The sequence below is a fragment of the Acinetobacter gerneri DSM 14967 = CIP 107464 = MTCC 9824 genome (genome assembly GCF_000368565.1).
In the GTDB taxonomy this organism is placed as follows: Bacteria; Pseudomonadota; Gammaproteobacteria; order Pseudomonadales; family Moraxellaceae; genus Acinetobacter; species Acinetobacter gerneri.
The window spans coordinates 434,460-451,034 of record NZ_KB849549.1 but is presented as its reverse complement, the minus strand read 5'-3'; the positions used below and the strand labels follow the sequence as shown (position 1 = coordinate 451,034).

Annotated in this window: 13 protein-coding genes; 10 read left to right on the top strand and 3 right to left on the bottom strand. The window is 40.0% G+C overall.

Annotated features, from left to right (window positions below):
• Positions 1-115: 115 nt before the first annotated feature.
• The 8 genes from F960_RS23310 to F960_RS20020 all read left to right on the top strand — a co-directional run bounded on the left by F960_RS23310 (position 116) and on the right by F960_RS20020 (position 11,803).
• Positions 116-4,993, top strand: a complete 4,878-nt coding sequence (locus tag F960_RS23310) for an ESPR-type extended signal peptide-containing protein (RefSeq protein ID WP_004870300.1) — start codon at positions 116-118, stop codon at positions 4,991-4,993.
• A gap of 63 nt (positions 4,994-5,056) precedes the next feature.
• Positions 5,057-5,854 carry a trimeric autotransporter adhesin/peptidogylcan-associated protein TpgA gene (gene tpgA, locus F960_RS20050; protein ID WP_004870299.1) on the top strand — a complete coding sequence of 266 codons (798 nt, stop codon included), beginning with the start codon at positions 5,057-5,059 and terminating at the stop codon, positions 5,852-5,854.
• 48 nt (positions 5,855-5,902) lie between these two features.
• The gene (locus tag F960_RS20045; RefSeq protein ID WP_004870298.1) at positions 5,903-6,346 is read left to right on the top strand and encodes a hypothetical protein; all 444 of its coding nucleotides are present in this window, start codon (positions 5,903-5,905) and stop codon (positions 6,344-6,346) included.
• Positions 6,347-6,364: 18 nt separating this feature from the next.
• A complete protein-coding gene (locus F960_RS20040; RefSeq protein WP_004870297.1) occupies positions 6,365-6,790 on the top strand; it encodes a hypothetical protein in 426 nt (141 codons plus the stop codon).
• Between the two features lie 353 nt (positions 6,791-7,143).
• Positions 7,144-8,973 (top strand): dihydroxy-acid dehydratase, encoded by a 1,830-nt coding sequence (gene ilvD / locus F960_RS20035; RefSeq protein WP_004870296.1) that lies wholly within the window; start codon positions 7,144-7,146, stop codon positions 8,971-8,973.
• Positions 8,974-9,519: 546 nt separating this feature from the next.
• Positions 9,520-10,839 (top strand): hypothetical protein, encoded by a 1,320-nt coding sequence (locus tag F960_RS20030; RefSeq protein ID WP_004870295.1) that lies wholly within the window; start codon positions 9,520-9,522, stop codon positions 10,837-10,839.
• Entirely contained in the window at positions 10,814-11,113 is a 300-nt protein-coding gene (locus tag F960_RS22465) for a chorismate mutase (protein WP_004870294.1), read from the top strand. Before F960_RS20030 ends, F960_RS22465 begins: the two co-directional genes overlap by 26 nt.
• A 24-nt stretch (positions 11,114-11,137) precedes the next feature.
• On the top strand, positions 11,138-11,803 hold the full coding sequence (locus F960_RS20020; RefSeq protein WP_004870293.1) for a hypothetical protein: 666 nt from the start codon (positions 11,138-11,140) through the stop codon (positions 11,801-11,803).
• Between the two features lie 50 nt (positions 11,804-11,853).
• Here the strand turns inward: F960_RS20020 and F960_RS20015 are convergent, their stop codons facing one another.
• Positions 11,854-12,624 (bottom strand): AraC family transcriptional regulator, encoded by a 771-nt coding sequence (locus F960_RS20015; protein WP_004870292.1) that lies wholly within the window; start codon positions 12,622-12,624, stop codon positions 11,854-11,856.
• 176 nt (positions 12,625-12,800) lie between these two features.
• On the opposite strand from F960_RS20015, the gene F960_RS20010 reads away from it, so the two are divergent.
• On the top strand, positions 12,801-13,952 hold the full coding sequence (locus F960_RS20010) for an MFS transporter (RefSeq protein WP_373855092.1): 1,152 nt from the start codon (positions 12,801-12,803) through the stop codon (positions 13,950-13,952).
• 90 nt (positions 13,953-14,042) lie between these two features.
• On the opposite strand, the gene F960_RS20005 is transcribed toward F960_RS20010, so the two are convergent.
• Positions 14,043-14,696 (bottom strand): hypothetical protein, encoded by a 654-nt coding sequence (locus F960_RS20005; protein ID WP_004870290.1) that lies wholly within the window; start codon positions 14,694-14,696, stop codon positions 14,043-14,045.
• 293 nt (positions 14,697-14,989) lie between these two features.
• Complete coding sequence (locus F960_RS20000; protein ID WP_004870288.1) at positions 14,990-15,553, bottom strand: hypothetical protein; 564 nt, start codon at positions 15,551-15,553, stop codon at positions 14,990-14,992.
• Positions 15,554-15,807: 254 nt separating this feature from the next.
• Between F960_RS20000 and F960_RS19995 the strand changes: the two genes are divergently transcribed.
• The gene (locus F960_RS19995; protein WP_004870286.1) at positions 15,808-16,536 is read left to right on the top strand and encodes a sulfite exporter TauE/SafE family protein; all 729 of its coding nucleotides are present in this window, start codon (positions 15,808-15,810) and stop codon (positions 16,534-16,536) included.
• The last annotated feature ends 39 nt before the right edge of the window (positions 16,537-16,575 follow it).

Here is a 16,575-nt window from a genome sequence, read left to right as displayed (position 1 = left end):
ATAGTTTGCAAAAATCTATTTACTTGCATGTATCGTTATTGTTAAATATGTGTCAAGTGGTGCACAAAAAAACAGCACAAAAAACAGACCCAATTGGGGTACCTTGAGGTAAAAAATGAACAAGATTTATAAAGTGATTTGGAATGCAACTCTCGGTACTTGGGTTGCAGTTTCAGAGATTGCGAAAGGCAAAACAAAATCATCAAACACTACTTTGGCGGTAGGGTCTGTAGCACTGACATTAATGGTAACTTTTAGTCCGACGGTAGATGCTGCTTGGACATCAGGGAATGCAGTAGCTAGTGGTTCAGGCGCTATAGGTCTGTCATCTTCAGATGCTTATGCAGCAAATGTAAGTGGAACTTATGCAATTGGTATTGGTAATGCCGTCGTTGCATCAGGCAATAGTGCAGTTGCTATGGGATCGGGAGCGAATGCAAGTGGTACAGGTGCTTTAGCGTTAGGTAATGATAGTAGAGCAACGGCAGCAAATGCGACTGCTGTAGGTGCTGGAAATAATGATGGTGTCAATTATGCATCAGCAACAGCGACTGGAGCGAGTGCGTTTGGTTATAACTCAAAAGCATCGGGCGTAAATTCTCTTTCTTTAGGTTCAGGTACAGCCGCTCAATCAGGTTATTCGACTGCTATAGGCTATGGGTCAGTTGCAAATAGTCAAGGAGCATCAAATCAGGCGGCTCTAGCGATTGGCTCATCTGCTACAGCAAATAGTACAGGTGGCGCAATTGCAGTTGGCGTAAGTTCAAATTCTTTAGGGATAAATACTGTTGCTATCGGTACACAATCGCGTGCGACAAAAGATAAGGCAATTAGTATTGGTTCTGATACAAATGCCAGTGAACTATATAGTGTTGCATTGGGTTCAGGTGCTCAGGCACAAGCACAGAGTTCTATTGCAATTGGGGGGAATAGTTCTTATGGTGGTCTTGCTGGAAGAACCTCAGCAACGGCTATTGGGGCGGTTGCGCTTGGTGCTGGTGCACAATCTACGATTGCAAATAGCGTAGCATTAGGGGCAACATCGATTACATCTGCATCAGTAGATGGTACGAACCAAGTCATTAATGGCAAGAGTTATACTGCAACAGGAGCTGCCGATGCCAGTGTTATCAGTGTTGGAACATCGTCATTAAAGCGCCAAATTCAAAATGTAGCGGCAGGTCAAATTACAGCAACTAGTACGGATGCAATCAATGGTTCACAGTTATATAACACCAATCAAGAGCTTGCCAATGTTGCAGCAAATACTGCAGCAGCTTTAGGCGGGGGCGCAACTGCGAACACAGCGGCAGGAGGGATTACAGCACCTACTTATGCGGTACTGACTGATCCAAACACAGGTGCCACGACTAATGTAAATAATGTTGGGGCTGCAATCACAAGTTTAAATGCAGCGATTCAAAAGCCAATTACATTTACAGGTGATACAGGCACGACGAGCAATAAATTAAACTCTAGTTTTGCGATCGTGGGTGACACAAACATAGCCACTGCAGTAACAGCGGGGCAGGTAAAAGTTCAATTAAAACCAAATATAAGCTTAACGAGCGTAACAACAACTGACGGTGCTGGAAATAGCACTGTGATGAATGCTACGGGTACAAAAATTACCGATGCAAGTGGCAATACAAATACCTCTACTTCAACTACTAATGTGCTGAAACAGGGCACGAATACGCTGACAACATCGGCAACAGGAACAACCGTTACTAATGGAACTAACACTACAACATTGAACGCGTCGGGTGTCAGCATTACCAATGGTCCAAGCATGACGACTTCAGGTGTCAATGCTGGAAATAAAGTGATTAGTAATGTATTGGCAGGCAGCGCGCTTACAGATGCAGTCAATGTTTCACAGTTAAATGCGGTGAAAGCCAATGCAGATAATTTGGGGACTACTACAGCTACAGCTTTGGGTGGTGGTGCAAGTTATAATTCAGCGACAGGTGCACTTACAGCACCAACATATAGTGTTGTGAGCAATCCAAATGGCGTTGCTAGCAATGTTACAGGTGTTGCAGCGGCATTAAATAGTTTAAATACAGCAGTAACCACGCCGTTATATTTCAAAGATGCTGCTTCAGGCACATCAAGCAACAAACTAGGTTCTACTTTTGCGATCGTGGGTGATACCAATATCACCACTGCTGTGACGGCTAACCAAGCCCAAATTAAACTTAATCCAGACATTACATTAAAAAGCGTAACCACGACTGACGGTGCTGGTAATAGCTCGGTGTTAAATAGTACTGGATTGGTTGTAAGCAATGCAGAGGGTTCTACTACAGTTTCTGCAGATGGCATTTCAATAGCAAATGGCCCAAGTTTAAATGCAAATGGTTTGGATTTGGCAGATGCACCAAATGGGATTACCAACTTAGCTAATGGTGTCGTATCAGCTACAAGTAAAGATGGCATCAATGGTAGCCAGCTTTGGGAAGCACAAAGCAATCTTGCGACACTTCTTGGTGGCAAATCTCAAATTAGCAATAGTGATGGAACTGTAACAACTTCTGATATTGGTGGAACTGGCAAAGACAATATCAATGATGCTGTACAATATGTAAAAAATCAGGCATTTAATCCACTTACATTCACGGGTGATAGCGGTTCATCAACGAATCAACTCGGCTCAACATTAGCCATTACTGGTGATAGCAATATAACGACCGCAGCCAGCCAAGGCAAAGTTGCAGTCAGCCTAAACAAAGCAATTACAGTAGATAGCATCAATGCAGGCGGTGTGACGGTTGATAACAAAGGCATCAATGCCAATGGACAAACCATCACGGGTGTTAAAGACGGTGCGGCGGCTTCAGATGCGGTCAATAAAGGCCAATTGGATGCGGCAAATGCGGGTGGCCAAGCTGCGACAGATGCCTTGGGTAACAGCCTTGCACAAAACTTGGGTGGTTCATCAACATACAAAGATGGCGTTGTTACAGCACCGAACTACCAAATCACCAATCTTGACGGCAGTAACAGTACAGCAGCAACAGTTGGCGATGCGATCAGCAGCTTAAATACAGCGGTGACTACACCACTGAACTTTAGTGGTGACAAAGGAACAGGCTCAAGTAACAAGCTTGGTTCAACCTTAGCAGTTGTTGGCGATAGCAACATCACCACCACAGCAACGCAAGACCAAATCGCGGTGACTTTGAACAAAGATTTAACTATCGATAGCATCACTGCTGGCAATAGCAAACTGGATAATAGTGGTTTAACTGTTAAAAATGGCAATAACACTGCGCTATATGGTGCAGATGGTATTAACCTAAATAACGGTGCAGTCACTGTAAATAAAGATGGCTTAACCATAGCAGGCGGACCAAGCGTAACTTCAGCTGGTATCAATGCGGGCAATAAAACCATTAGCAATGTTGCGGATGCAGTAAATGCTAACGATGCAGTCAATAAAGCACAGTTAGATGCAGCTTCAAAAGCACAAGATGGCAAATCGGCTACCTTGGGTGAAAGTACAGCAACAGCTTTGGGTGGCGGTTCAAAATACGATTCAGCAACGGGTTCGATTACTGCACCAAGTTATAACCTGACCAATCTTGATGGTAGCCAGACTACAGCGAGTAGTGTCGGTGATGCGATCAGTAGCTTAAATGCTGCGGTAACAACACCACTGACATTTACAGGTGATAAGGGTACAGGTTCAAGTAATAAACTTGGAACAAACCTAGCGATTATCGGTGATCAAAACATTAGTACAACAGCGACTCAAGGACAGTTACAAGCGAGCTTGAACAGTGATCTGAAAGGTTTGACCAGTGTACAAACTGTAGATAAGAATGATCCGAATAAAGTGTCAACACTGACTGCAAGTGGTACTCAAGTTACTGATGGCACCAATAGTACTAATTATGGTGCAAATGGAGTCAACATTAACAATGGTGCTGTCATGCTTAACAACAATGGTCTAACCATTGCTGGTGGGCCAAGTGTGACTAAATCAGGTATTAATGCTGGTGGACAAACCATTAGTAATGTTGGAAATGCAGTCAATGCGACAGATGCAATTAATAAAGGACAGCTTGATAATGCGATTGCAGGGGTGACAAAAGACCTTGGTAATCTAAATGAGACAGCAGTTCAATATGACAAAAATGCAGATGGCTCGACAGACAAAAACAACATTACACTTGCTGGCGGAACAGATGGAACAGGTATCCATAATGTCGCTGACGGTAAAGTGGAAGCTGGATCAAAAGATGCAGTGAATGGTAGCCAATTGGCTGGTGTACGCGACGACTTACAAGGTCAAATTACTCAAAACAGTAATGATATTACCAATATCAAAAATGAATTGAATAATGGCTCTGTAGGTCTCGTTCAACAGGCAGACAAAGATGCTACTGTGACCGTTGCAAAAGGCACAGGTGGTAATAAAGTCGATGTCAGTGGTACAGCGGGTGATCGTGTTATTACTGGTGTAGCAAATGGCGCTGTGACAAGTGGATCAAAAGATGCAGTAAATGGTTCACAGTTGAATGCGACCAACCAAGCAGTGGTTCAATATCTGGGTGGTGGTGCAGGTTATGACAATATCACAGGTAGCTTCACAGCACCGACATACAATGTCAGTGATAAGTCATACAACAATGTGGGTGATGCGGTAACTGCACTTGATAATGCCGATAAAGCCTTGAACAGCAAAATTGACAACGTGAGCAGTCGTTTAGAAGATGCCTTCCGTTCAACCAATAGCCGTATTGACAGTGTAGAGAAAAAAGCCAATGCAGGTATTGCAGCAGCATTATCTCTAGAATCGGCACCGTATGTACCAGGTAAATATACCTATGCAGCAGGTGCGGCTTACCATGGCGGTGAAAGTGCAGTAGGTGTGACCCTTCGTAAAACAGCTGATAGTGGAAAATGGTCACTTACAGGAGGTGCGGCAACTGATTCACAAGGCTCTCCAAGCTTCCGTATTGGGGTAAGTGGTGTAATAGACTAAGACAAAAAAGGAAGGCTCTTCGGAGTCTTCCTACAATTTTCCAAGAATGAACAGAGCCTGATCATGATGACATATAAAAATAGCCTATTATGTGCACTATTCAGTGCCATGCTAAGTACCGTTTCATATGCAGCAAATAGCGATGAAGCAACTCAAAATACACAAATCCAATTTCCAAAGCTCGAAGACAGCAAACAGAAACAACCGAATCGTTATGAATATGATCAAGTTGCTAGATTGGACAAAGGTTTAAATAAAGATCAAATCCGTTTTATATTGGATGATCCACAATTTTCTACAGGATTATTTCGTGTACGAACTTGGAATTATGTATTAGACATTCGCCAACCTGAAAATAATACATATAAACGTTGCCAACTCCGCATTGATTTTGATAAAAACTACCTAGTACAACAATATTATTGGAAAGGTGAAGAATGTCAGGGATTGATGAAATGGGGCAGCAATAACCAATCTGCTACAGAACAAACAACGGTTTCCTTAGAACAACAGACGGCAAATGTATTATTTTACTTTGATCGAGGTGATCAAGCAGGCGTAAAAAATCCTGAAAAAATCGCTGAAATTGCAACGCAAATCAAGCAATCTCAAGATCCACAGCAGGTGAAAATTGCTGCTTATACTGATCCTTTAGGTACAGATGGATATAACCAAACATTATCTAATCAACGTGCTAAAACGGTCGTTAACATGCTGACAGCGCAAGGGATCAATGCTGATCGAATTGCATATACTGCACAAAGTAAAACGGATGCTTTTCAACACTGTACGGGTGAAAATAGCAAAATACACATGGTTGAATGCTTAGCGCCAAACCGTCGTGTCACGATTACATGGTAATACATTGGAAAAATATAATACGACACAAGATGAGAGCATTTTATTGATATGAAAAAGACGATATTTGCCTGTACTGCATTATTAACCATGGCGACATTCTGCAGCGCAGCAATTCCATCTATGACTCATGCCGCTGATAATTCAGCAATTGAGTTGATGAAAAAAAGTGCCAAATGGGGTCTTGTTCTTCCAAATAGCAGTTGTGTTGAGCAATACCAATTTTTAAATGCACAAGAGCTGACAATTACAAGTGCTAGCCAGAAGGTCAAGGCTAATTATGAATTTATTCCATCGGATGATAGTGAAAAATTGCCGATGGTGGTGTTTCGTTTTACTGCAGATAATCAAAAAGCAGATTGTGTAGGCAACGCTCAAAATCTAGTAGGTCAAACCTCATCTAATTATATTAAAAAAGAATCAAATCAAAAGATTCTCTTTTGTTTAGATGAGTTTGGAAAAAATTGTCCCGTATATTTACGCCCAGAACTTTAATTATTGGAAGAGTCAAAAATGTTAAAAAAATTAGCTTTCGTTACATTGAGCTTAGGTATGGCAATGCAAGCTCAAGCATTTGAAAAATCGCAAGTCAATCTAGACAAAGATTTCTGGGGTACTTGGACGATTTTCAATGCGCAAAAAAAATGTTCAGAAACTTACCAATTTAAAAAGCCAGGTCAATTTCAATACAACAGCTTGCAAAAACGTATGAGTGGTAGTTTTGCAGTGATGCGTAACAACAATGATCCAAAAGCATTGGATATTTTGACCTTGAAAGTTACAGCAGATAACAAACAAGCTTCATGTGGCAGTGCTGCACATGATTTTAACAATTCACAGCTCAATTTTACTTTGAAATGGGTATCTGCAAAGACTGCTCAAATTTGCCAAGATACCGCTGGAAAACAATGCACCAGCCTCTATCTGATTAAGCAATAATTTATTGTCAATAAGGCTTCTTCGGAAGCCTTTCTTATAAATGAATATTTTTATAAAATGAATTATTGATAATAATATTTTATGAAAAAATGAAAAATTATTCATGTAACAATGATGTTTAATCTTGCCTTTAAGGTTTATATTAGATTTCAGTAACCGTTTATTTTTATATAGATCACATCATCTTTAATAGTTTTTATATTGTATAAAAAAAGATCATAAACATGATCGCCTGTTAAACACTTGTAGTATGATGTCGCTATTCTTAGCTGATCTTTAGATATACATCAGTCAATTTAGCCAGAGTGGATCTTAGGATCCATTTTCAAGCTCAAACAATGTTGGAAACTATAATGCCTGACTATCGTTCAAAAACATCGACACATGGAAGAAATATGGCTGGCGCGCGCGGTTTATGGCGTGCGACAGGAATGAAAGATGAAGATTTTGGTAAACCGATTATTGCGGTGGTCAACTCATTTACCCAATTTGTACCAGGTCATGTTCATCTTAAAGATTTAGGACAGCTGGTCGCTGAGCAAATTCAAGCTGCTGGCGGTGTAGCAAAAGAATTTAATACCATTGCAGTCGATGATGGGATTGCAATGGGTCACGATGGCATGCTTTATTCATTGCCATCACGTGATTTGATCGCTGACTCAGTAGAATATATGGTCAATGCGCACTGTGCTGATGCAATGGTCTGTATTTCTAACTGTGACAAAATCACACCGGGAATGCTCATGGCTGCGATGCGCTTGAACATTCCAGTGGTCTTTGTATCAGGCGGTCCGATGGAAGCGGGTAAAGTCAAAATCCGTGGCAATGAAAAAGCTATTGATTTGATCGATGCCATGATTGTTGCAGCAGATGAACATTTTACTGATGAAGAAGTTGCTGAATATGAGCGTTCAGCTTGTCCAACCTGTGGTTCTTGTTCGGGTATGTTTACTGCAAACTCAATGAACTGTTTAACAGAAGCTTTGGGCTTGTCATTGCCGGGCAATGGTTCAACACTTGCAACTCACGCCAATCGTAAAAAATTATTTGAACGTGCAGGTTCACTCATCGTAGAACTTGCAAAACGTTATTATGAACAAAATGACGAAAACGTTTTACCACGCAATATCGCACAAAAAGCATCTTATGAAAATGCGATGACTTTGGATATTGCGATGGGCGGTTCAACCAATACTGTATTGCACTTACTTGCTGCTGCAAATGAAGCAGGCGTTGATTTTACTATGGACGATATTGATCGTTTATCACGTAAAGTGCCTGTACTTTGTAAAGTTGCACCTGCAAAAAATGATGTGCATATGGAAGATGTGCACCGTGCTGGCGGTATCATGTCGATCTTGGGTGAGCTTGATCGTGCAGGATTGTTGGATACTTCTGTTCCAACAGTACATGAAAAATCACTTAAAGATGCACTTGATAAATGGGACATTATCCGTACTGAAGATCAAGATGTATATAAATTCTTCAAATCTGCACCGGGCGGTGTTCCAACGCAAACTGCGTTCTCACAAGACCGTTACTACAGCTCTTTAGATGGTAACCGTGAGACAGGTGTTATCCGCAATTTAGAACATGCTTTCTCTAAAGATGGTGGCTTGGCTGTACTTTATGGCAACATCGCAATTGATGGCTGTATCGTAAAAACTGCGGGTGTAGATGAATCTATTCTCAAATTTAACGGTACTGCACGTGTCTTTGAAAGCCAAGATTCATCAGTGGATGCGATCTTAGGTGGCGAAATCAAAGCGGGTGATGTGGTTGTGATTCGTTACGAAGGTCCACGTGGTGGTCCGGGTATGCAAGAAATGCTTTACCCAACCAGTTACCTCAAATCTAAAGGTTTAGGTAAAGAATGTGCCTTGATTACGGATGGTCGTTTCTCTGGCGGTTCATCTGGTCTTTCAATCGGTCACGTTTCTCCAGAGGCGGCTGAGGGTGGTGCAATTGGTTTGGTTGAAGATGGCGATATCATCGAAATCGATATTCCAAACCGTACTATTCACTTGAAAGTTAGTGATGAAGTGATGGCTGAACGCCGTAAAGCACAAGATGCGAAAGGCTGGCATCCAGTTGAAGAACGTCCACGTAAAATTTCTAAAGCACTTAAAGCGTATGCGATGCATACAACAAGTGCTGCAAAAGGTGCTGTACGCGAAATTTAATCGGGTATTTATCCTAGGGTCTGTTGATATTTCAAATTGGTTGCGACGATGAGTGTTTTTTTAGATGATATGAGACGTAGATTGAGAAATTTAGTCATCTAAATAATCAAGCTACAACGAAATAGCATCAAAAAACACTCTCGTCCCGAAGGGTTGTAACTAAAATTATCTCAGACTTCGTTACGAAATTTGAAAATGGTCTCGCCATTCTCTTCATTTCGTGCCTTGCCTGCTCAATTTTAGCCAACAACGCAATTCAGTTGTGAAATGTCAACAGACCCTATTCAAAAGCATCCATGAAAATGGGTGCTTTTTTGTGTAAGTATTTTTTTATGCCAAAACCCTATGTCTTCACAGTTCTCCTGTCTTGCATCGTTAAAATTGACTTAAAGTGACACAGATTATCGGAATTGAAGATATTGAACATTTTCCCTTGAATTGCTATAACTTTTGCAGGATGCTTATAGTCATTTTTTAAGCATCGGCATCACATCGGTGCTAAAATCCTTTTTCTATTTTTTAGAGTTTAAATTTCGAGGCTGGCTCATGTCACTGTTACGCCGTTGGTTCGATCCAATCCGATCGAGATGGTTTTATCAAAAACCAACTCGCCAAGAGGTGTTACCCACGGAACAAGGGTTAAGTGTTTATCTACGTTTAGACGATGTTTATAGCTATCTTGCTGTACAGCAGTTGACCCAGTTAGATGAAATTTTAAGTGATGAAATCAAACCTTTAAAAGTGGTGATTTCTGATACTGCAGCAGAACCCCCCAATGGTATGACTAAGGCAGAATGGCATAGCTATTGCCTCAATGATGCCAAGATCTTGGCGACGCAGCACCGATTTAGTTATGACGAAGAAAAACCAGAACAACCAAGTGCAGAAGCATTAAAACAAGCAGAACTTATTTTAAAAAATACACCTCTTACTGGACAAAATTTCCTCTATTTACTCGAAGATGTTTTTCATATGTTGTGGCAGCAACAATATGGAAAATTGCGCACACTATTTGTGATGGCAAGCCAACATCAACAGCCACAGCAAATGCCAGAACGCGTTTTTGATCATACGCCTGTACTTGCGAGTTATTTTGAGTTTGGTGGTCGTAAATACCATGCTGTAGATGATTTACTACGTTTGACACGCCGTCTAAAACAGCAAAAACTTTTGACAGGCAACCCGATCTTTTTGATCAATCATATCGAATGGCGCGAACATTTGATGAGTGATGCTGAGGAGCTTGCGGAGATCCAAGCCTTACATCCTGAGCTTGATCTCTATATTGCGCTAGAAGATCCGATTAGCTGGTTATTATTGGCTTATATCAAAGAAGAACTTGCGAACTATTACAATATTCAAATGCGCGTTTTTCCGCTGAGTTATCAAGGGCGAGATTTCTTTGATTGGAGTTTGGCAACCCGATTATCAAAACGTGCTGAAGTTGCATTTACACCATTTTGTCGCCCAACTGAGCAAAGCACACTGGAAATGGCAAAGCTTTTTTATAGCGTAGCCGAAGAAGATCGCGTCAATGCCATGTATGAGATCTTAAAAGCCGCTTGGACTGAGGGCAAAGATTTAAGCTTTAAAGCACATTTCCAAGCGATGCAACAACAGCTCGGGATTGAGCAACTGCAAGAAGTTAATGTTGCAGGGCTGTTAGAGGAAAATGATGCATTGTGTGATCAAAAGCATCAGCCAGATTTTCCAGTCTTAGAACTTAGAATCAATGGTCAAAGCTATGTATTTAATAGCTTATATCGTGTTTGGATGATTGAAAGTATCTTTAGTAATGTGTTAGAACAACTTTATAAAAGTGAAAATGATGCAGAACTAAATGAACTCGAAATTTCAAAAGAATAAATGTGAATCACTAGATCAAGCGCGTGAGCAGATTGATGCGCTTGATCAAGCCCTCATTGAATTGATTGCTATACGCCAGTTTTATGTAGATCAAGCCGTTCGTTTTAAACGCAGTGAACATGAAGTGCAGTCACCAGAACGCGTGACGCACGTGATTGAGAAAGTTCGTGCCAAAGCCACTGAACTCGGTTGTGATCCTGACATGATTGAACAGATTTATCGACAAATGATTCAGCACTTTATACAAAGAGAATTAAAAGAAATAAGACCTTGATATATTTTATTATTTAGGAAAATAATGAAAAATCGTCTGATTGCAGAGCTTGAAAAGCTACTTCCTAAAAGTATGCTATTGCCTGAAGAAATAAAGCTTCTTTATCAATGGATAGAACAGCATCAACTCTATGTTGATACAGATGACAATCGAATTGGTTTTTTATTTCCTGAAAAAGATTTACATGAAAGTTGGAGTGAATCAGGGCGAAAAGGTGGCACACTGATTCAGTTTAAAGCCGAAGGATCAAGAAATTTAGAAGCTTGGCTGAGTAAGGCTGATCCTGCTGAGTTACAACAACGAATGTGTGTATTTGCTAGAAGTGGTGCAGATGGTTCCAAATGTGCTTTTTGGCTTTCTGATCAAAATGAATTGAAAATTGTCCATTTAGGATCGGGTTCAGGTTCATTATTATTTTGTGTACTTGCGGATAATGCCATCGATTTTTTAAGATTATTGGCGATTGGCTATGATGAAATTTGTTGGGATGAAAATTTCGCTTACGCACCCAATGAACTGAATGATGATTTTACAGTTGAAGCAAATGTCGCATTTCAGCAATGGGTAAAAACAACATTTCAAGTTGACATCCCTGATCATGCTTTACAGATAGTACCTCATCCAACAGGGATGGATGATGAACATTCTCAAGATGAGTTTTTTAATTGGGCACAACAGTATTTCCAATAAACTGCTGGATCTAAGCCTACTGAATTTTTCAACATTTAAGCAAAATAATATTATTCCTTCCGAAACTTTTGCGGTGCTTCTCCCAAATGTTTTTTAAACATGGCACTAAAAGCACTGGGACTTTGATAACCGAGTGCTTGCGAAATTTTGGCAATGGATTCCCCACGAGATAATTTGCCCAGTGCCAAAGCAATATGCATTTGTTGAATCCATGCACGATAAGCCAGACCTGTTTCTTTTTGAAAAAGTCGAATCAAGGTACGAGAGCTCGTACCGATTTGATCTGCCCAAGTATTTAAATCTTTTCGATGGTCTGGATATTCTAAAAGTTTCTCACAAATAGCCACCACACGTGGATCTTTAGGCCAAGGAATCACGATAGGGAAGCTGGCAGCCTGTTTGATTTCATTAAAAATTAAAAGCTGTAAAGATTTTTCAATTTCTTCTTGATAATGATCATGCGGTTTTTGCCACTGTTCTTGTTGGTTGAGGCGTAGCACCAATTCACGTAATAAATTGGAAATTCGAACCAAAAAGCATTGAGTCCCCAGTGTTAAAGATGCTTGCTCCTCAACCAATGCAGTACTTAAACGCACATCGCTCAATGACACCACACTATGCTCTACAAAAGCAGGAATCCACAAAGCGCATAAGGGTGGAACAATCCAGACGTTGTCTTTGGTATAAACACGTATTGCACCTTCTGATGCATACAAAAGCTGTGCACGACTATGTTGATGTGGCTCAATGATGCTACGGTAGGCATGTTTTGAACCCATTGCGATGATAAGTTTGTCTGATTCTTGGAAATCTTTGACCATTTTTATGACTTCATTTTAAATGTTGAATTTGTCACTTAGGCGATGAATATTGGAACATAGATGTATAGATGACAATTTAAAATAGCATGTTCAGAAGGAAAGAAAAGGCTAAGCAGATGCAATCATCCGCAGAAACACAAGAAAAGTTTGAAAATAGTCCGAATAAAGCCCAAAGCATGGTGGTTTCAATGATCTGTGCAGTGGCAGTTGCACATTTGTTGAATGATTTAATTCAAGCTTCACTTCCAGCAATTTATCCATTGCTCAAGGACAATTTTGCTTTAAGTTTTGCTCAAGTGGGGCTGATCTCACTGGTCTATCAAATCACAGCATCTTTGCTGCAACCTTGGATTGGGCTCTATACCGATAAACATCCGATGCCTTATTTATTGCCTCTAGGTATGGTGGTGACTTTGTTGGGTATTGGTCTATTGGCGATTGCCCCAAGCTTTTTTGTGTTATTGATTGCAGCAGCATTGATTGGGATAGGCTCATCGACCTTTCATCCTGAAGCATCAAGGGTTGCTCGTGTGGCATCGGGCGGGCGTTTTGGTACGGCACAATCAGCATTTCAAGTTGGCGGCAATTCTGGTTCTGCAATTGGACCATTATTGGCAGCGGCGATTATTGTACCCAATGGTCAAATCGCTGCGGCATGGTTTATGTTATTTGCTTTTGCTGCCGTATGTATCTTGTTTAAAGTCAGCCAATGGACCATTCACCATGCACAAAAAATGGTGAATGCTGCTTCTGCATCTACAGTATATAAATTGCATGGCAAAACCTTATGGCGTGCTTTAGGCATCATGGCACTGTTGATTTTGGCAAAATTTACTTATATCGCCAGTTTGAGTAATTATTATACATTTTATCTAATTGATAAATTTCATGTTTCTTTGCAACATGCACAATTATATCTATTCGCATTTTTGGCTGCTGTGGCTATCGGAACATTTGCAGGTGGACCGATCGGAGATCGCATCGGGCGTAAAGCCGTGATTTGGCTTTCATTTCTCGGCATGCTGCCTTTTGCCCTCATGATGCCTTATGCAAACTTATTTTGGACTGTCGTCTTTGCGATGTTGGCAGGTATGATTTTATCTTCAGCTTTTGCTGCGATGGTGGTCTATGCACAAGAAGCTGTTCCTGGTCGCGTGGGTATGGTTGCAGGCATGATGTTCGGTTTGATGTTTGGAATTAGCGGGATTGCTGCGGCAGCCTTGGGCGTACTTGCAGATCATCATGGCATAGAATGGGTCTTTAAATTGTGTTCGTTTATCCCACTTTTAGGCTTACTCACTGCATTTTTACCCAAAACCAATGGTTAATAAAATGTTATCCATTTGATTGATACATCTAAAAAAAAGGGATGCAAGATTATTTTCTGCATCCTTTTTTGAAAATAAACGATCTTAAAATTAGAAATTGTTCGATTCTTTATTTACTTTCTCTTCTTTGCTTTGTTGTTGAATCTTATTACGTTCTTGAGCAAATTCTTGAGTGAGATATTCGACATAGATATTGAAGTCCATATGTGGTGAATTCACATTAATAATCTCATGATTTGGCGTGCTAAATTCGGTTGATCGGTTGCCTACAAAAGGCTCAACAGAACGCACGACTTTATAATCACGTTGTTTAATATAAGACACGAGTTTTTTATAAGTCGCCTTGCCCATGTGATCGGCTTCTTTGACGGACATCCAGACATAAACCAATTTATTATTTTGATCAAAACCAAACTGAGTGGCTTGTAGACCATCAATATCAAAACCTGAGCCATCATTTTCTAAAATTGGACCACCTGCGTAAGATTTGTCATCACTTACTTGATAATTTTGCAGGCGTTTTTTGACAGAGTCATAAGTTGAATCACGCAATTTAAAACCAAGCACGGGTGTTCCAGTCAATTTAGGATCATCTTCAGGCGCTATAGCAGGCTGTTCTACGGGTTGTGCAGATTGCTTTTGTGATTTTGCTTCATTTGTGTTTTGTGGAGCATTTTCTTTAGAACAGGCAAATAAGCTGAGTATGAGGATGGATAGGCTCAGATGTTTTGAAATATTATTCACTTGATTTGTCTCATATTGTTGTAAGTAAAGTATTGGTTATTGTATTTAAATTTTTTAAAAATAATAGTTTAAATATAACATTTATTCATTTTCTTGACGGGTCTTCATGGGCTTTGAACAAAGCAGTGCTTTGTTCTTGCTCAAGGTCTTGGTTAAGATGATTTCAGATTTTATGATGAAATCAGAAAATCACTGATGTATAGATCTTCTTCAATCGACTAGAAATTGATATTTCATCTTTATTTTAAGCAGTAATACCGTATCAGCCTCAATCATCGGGAGAAGGGATTGGTTTAAAGGTTTTTCATTTTGTTTTCATTATTTAAGCTCAAAAATTGACTTTCCATATCATTAAATGCTTCGGTAAACCCAGCAAGTGAAATTTTCCGTTCAATTTCTTGATTTTTTGAGCTCGTCACATAGCGCGCAAAAACAAAATTTCCACGTTTAAATTGCTCAATCATGGTATTTGCATTGCGAAATAAACCCTCACGATCTTGGAAAATTTTATGGTTATCAATTTTCACTGAAACCATTGAGTTTTTAAGGACTTTTTCTCCGATATTGACGATGAATTGGTTATTTAGATGTAGAACGCTGAGGTCGCCTTTTTGCATAAGACACACTTTGGTATCGTCAAACACTTTATATTTACATTTGATATTCCAACTCGCACGATCCAACATTTGATTTTCTATTTTGGTGATTTGTTTTTCGTCTTGCTGACTGCGGTATTCAACTTTTTTTATTAGATCGGAAATTTGATCATCTTTGACGATGACTGGTGTGGCAAAGGAGAGGGTTGCTGCGCTTAGTGCATAGAAGATGCTAGACATTGTCAAAATGGATTTGAACATTTTTTAGTTCCATTAAAAAGAGCGAATTTAGCATCAAAAAAAGCAGGCTTATATCACCAATATTTGTGATTCAATTGGTTGAAATATAATGAAATTATTGATCGTTTTTTGTCCTACTATCCTAATGAATTAAAACAATATTCTTTTTTGATTAGACCCTCAATGAAAAGTTGAGGCTTACTTCAAAAAACACTGATTTTTTAATTTTATAAATTTTTATAGCATGAGACTAATTTAGTTTTGGGTATCAAGTTATGGTGTGGATCGTTATTGTGGTGTTTGCCATAGCAGGCATGATTAAAGGCACCATCGGACTTGGATTACCTGCTGTATCTATGGGCTTATTGACCTTGGTAATCAGTCCTTTTCAGGCAGCAACATTGTTGATTATCCCATCGATGGTCACCAATTTTTGGCAGTTATTTGCAGAAGGTAATGTACTGCGTTTGATCCGCCGTTTTTGGCCGATGCTAGCAGGGATCATTGTCGGTTCGATCTGGAGTGTTTTTCCGACTTTGGGTCATAGCCAATTTCACAGTGAAGCACTTTTAGGTGCGATGTTGGCGTTGTACGGACTGTATGGTTTATTTGCCAAAAGCATGCCAAATTTGGCACCGCATGAAAAATGGTTAGGACCTGTCGTGGGTTACCTCGGCGGTGCGTTGACCGTTGCAACAGGGGTTGTGGTGATTCCAGTTGTGCCTTATTTGCAAGGCTTAGGGCAAAAACGAGATGATCTCGTCCAGTCGTTAGGCTTGGCATTTACGGTTTCTACGATTTGTTTGGCTGTGTTTTTACATCAAAATCCTGTGGAAAATATTCCGCTTGATTGGAAATTATCGTTTATTGCATTGATTCCTTCGTTGATCGGTATGTGGGCAGGTACAAAAATTCGTTATCGCATTCCTGAACAAAAATTTCGTAAAGTATTTTTCTGTGGCTTAGTTATTTTTGGTGCTTATGCTGTGTTGCATCAGCTTTGATACTTGAAAAAAACCTCTCCTTTGATGAGGAGAGGGATT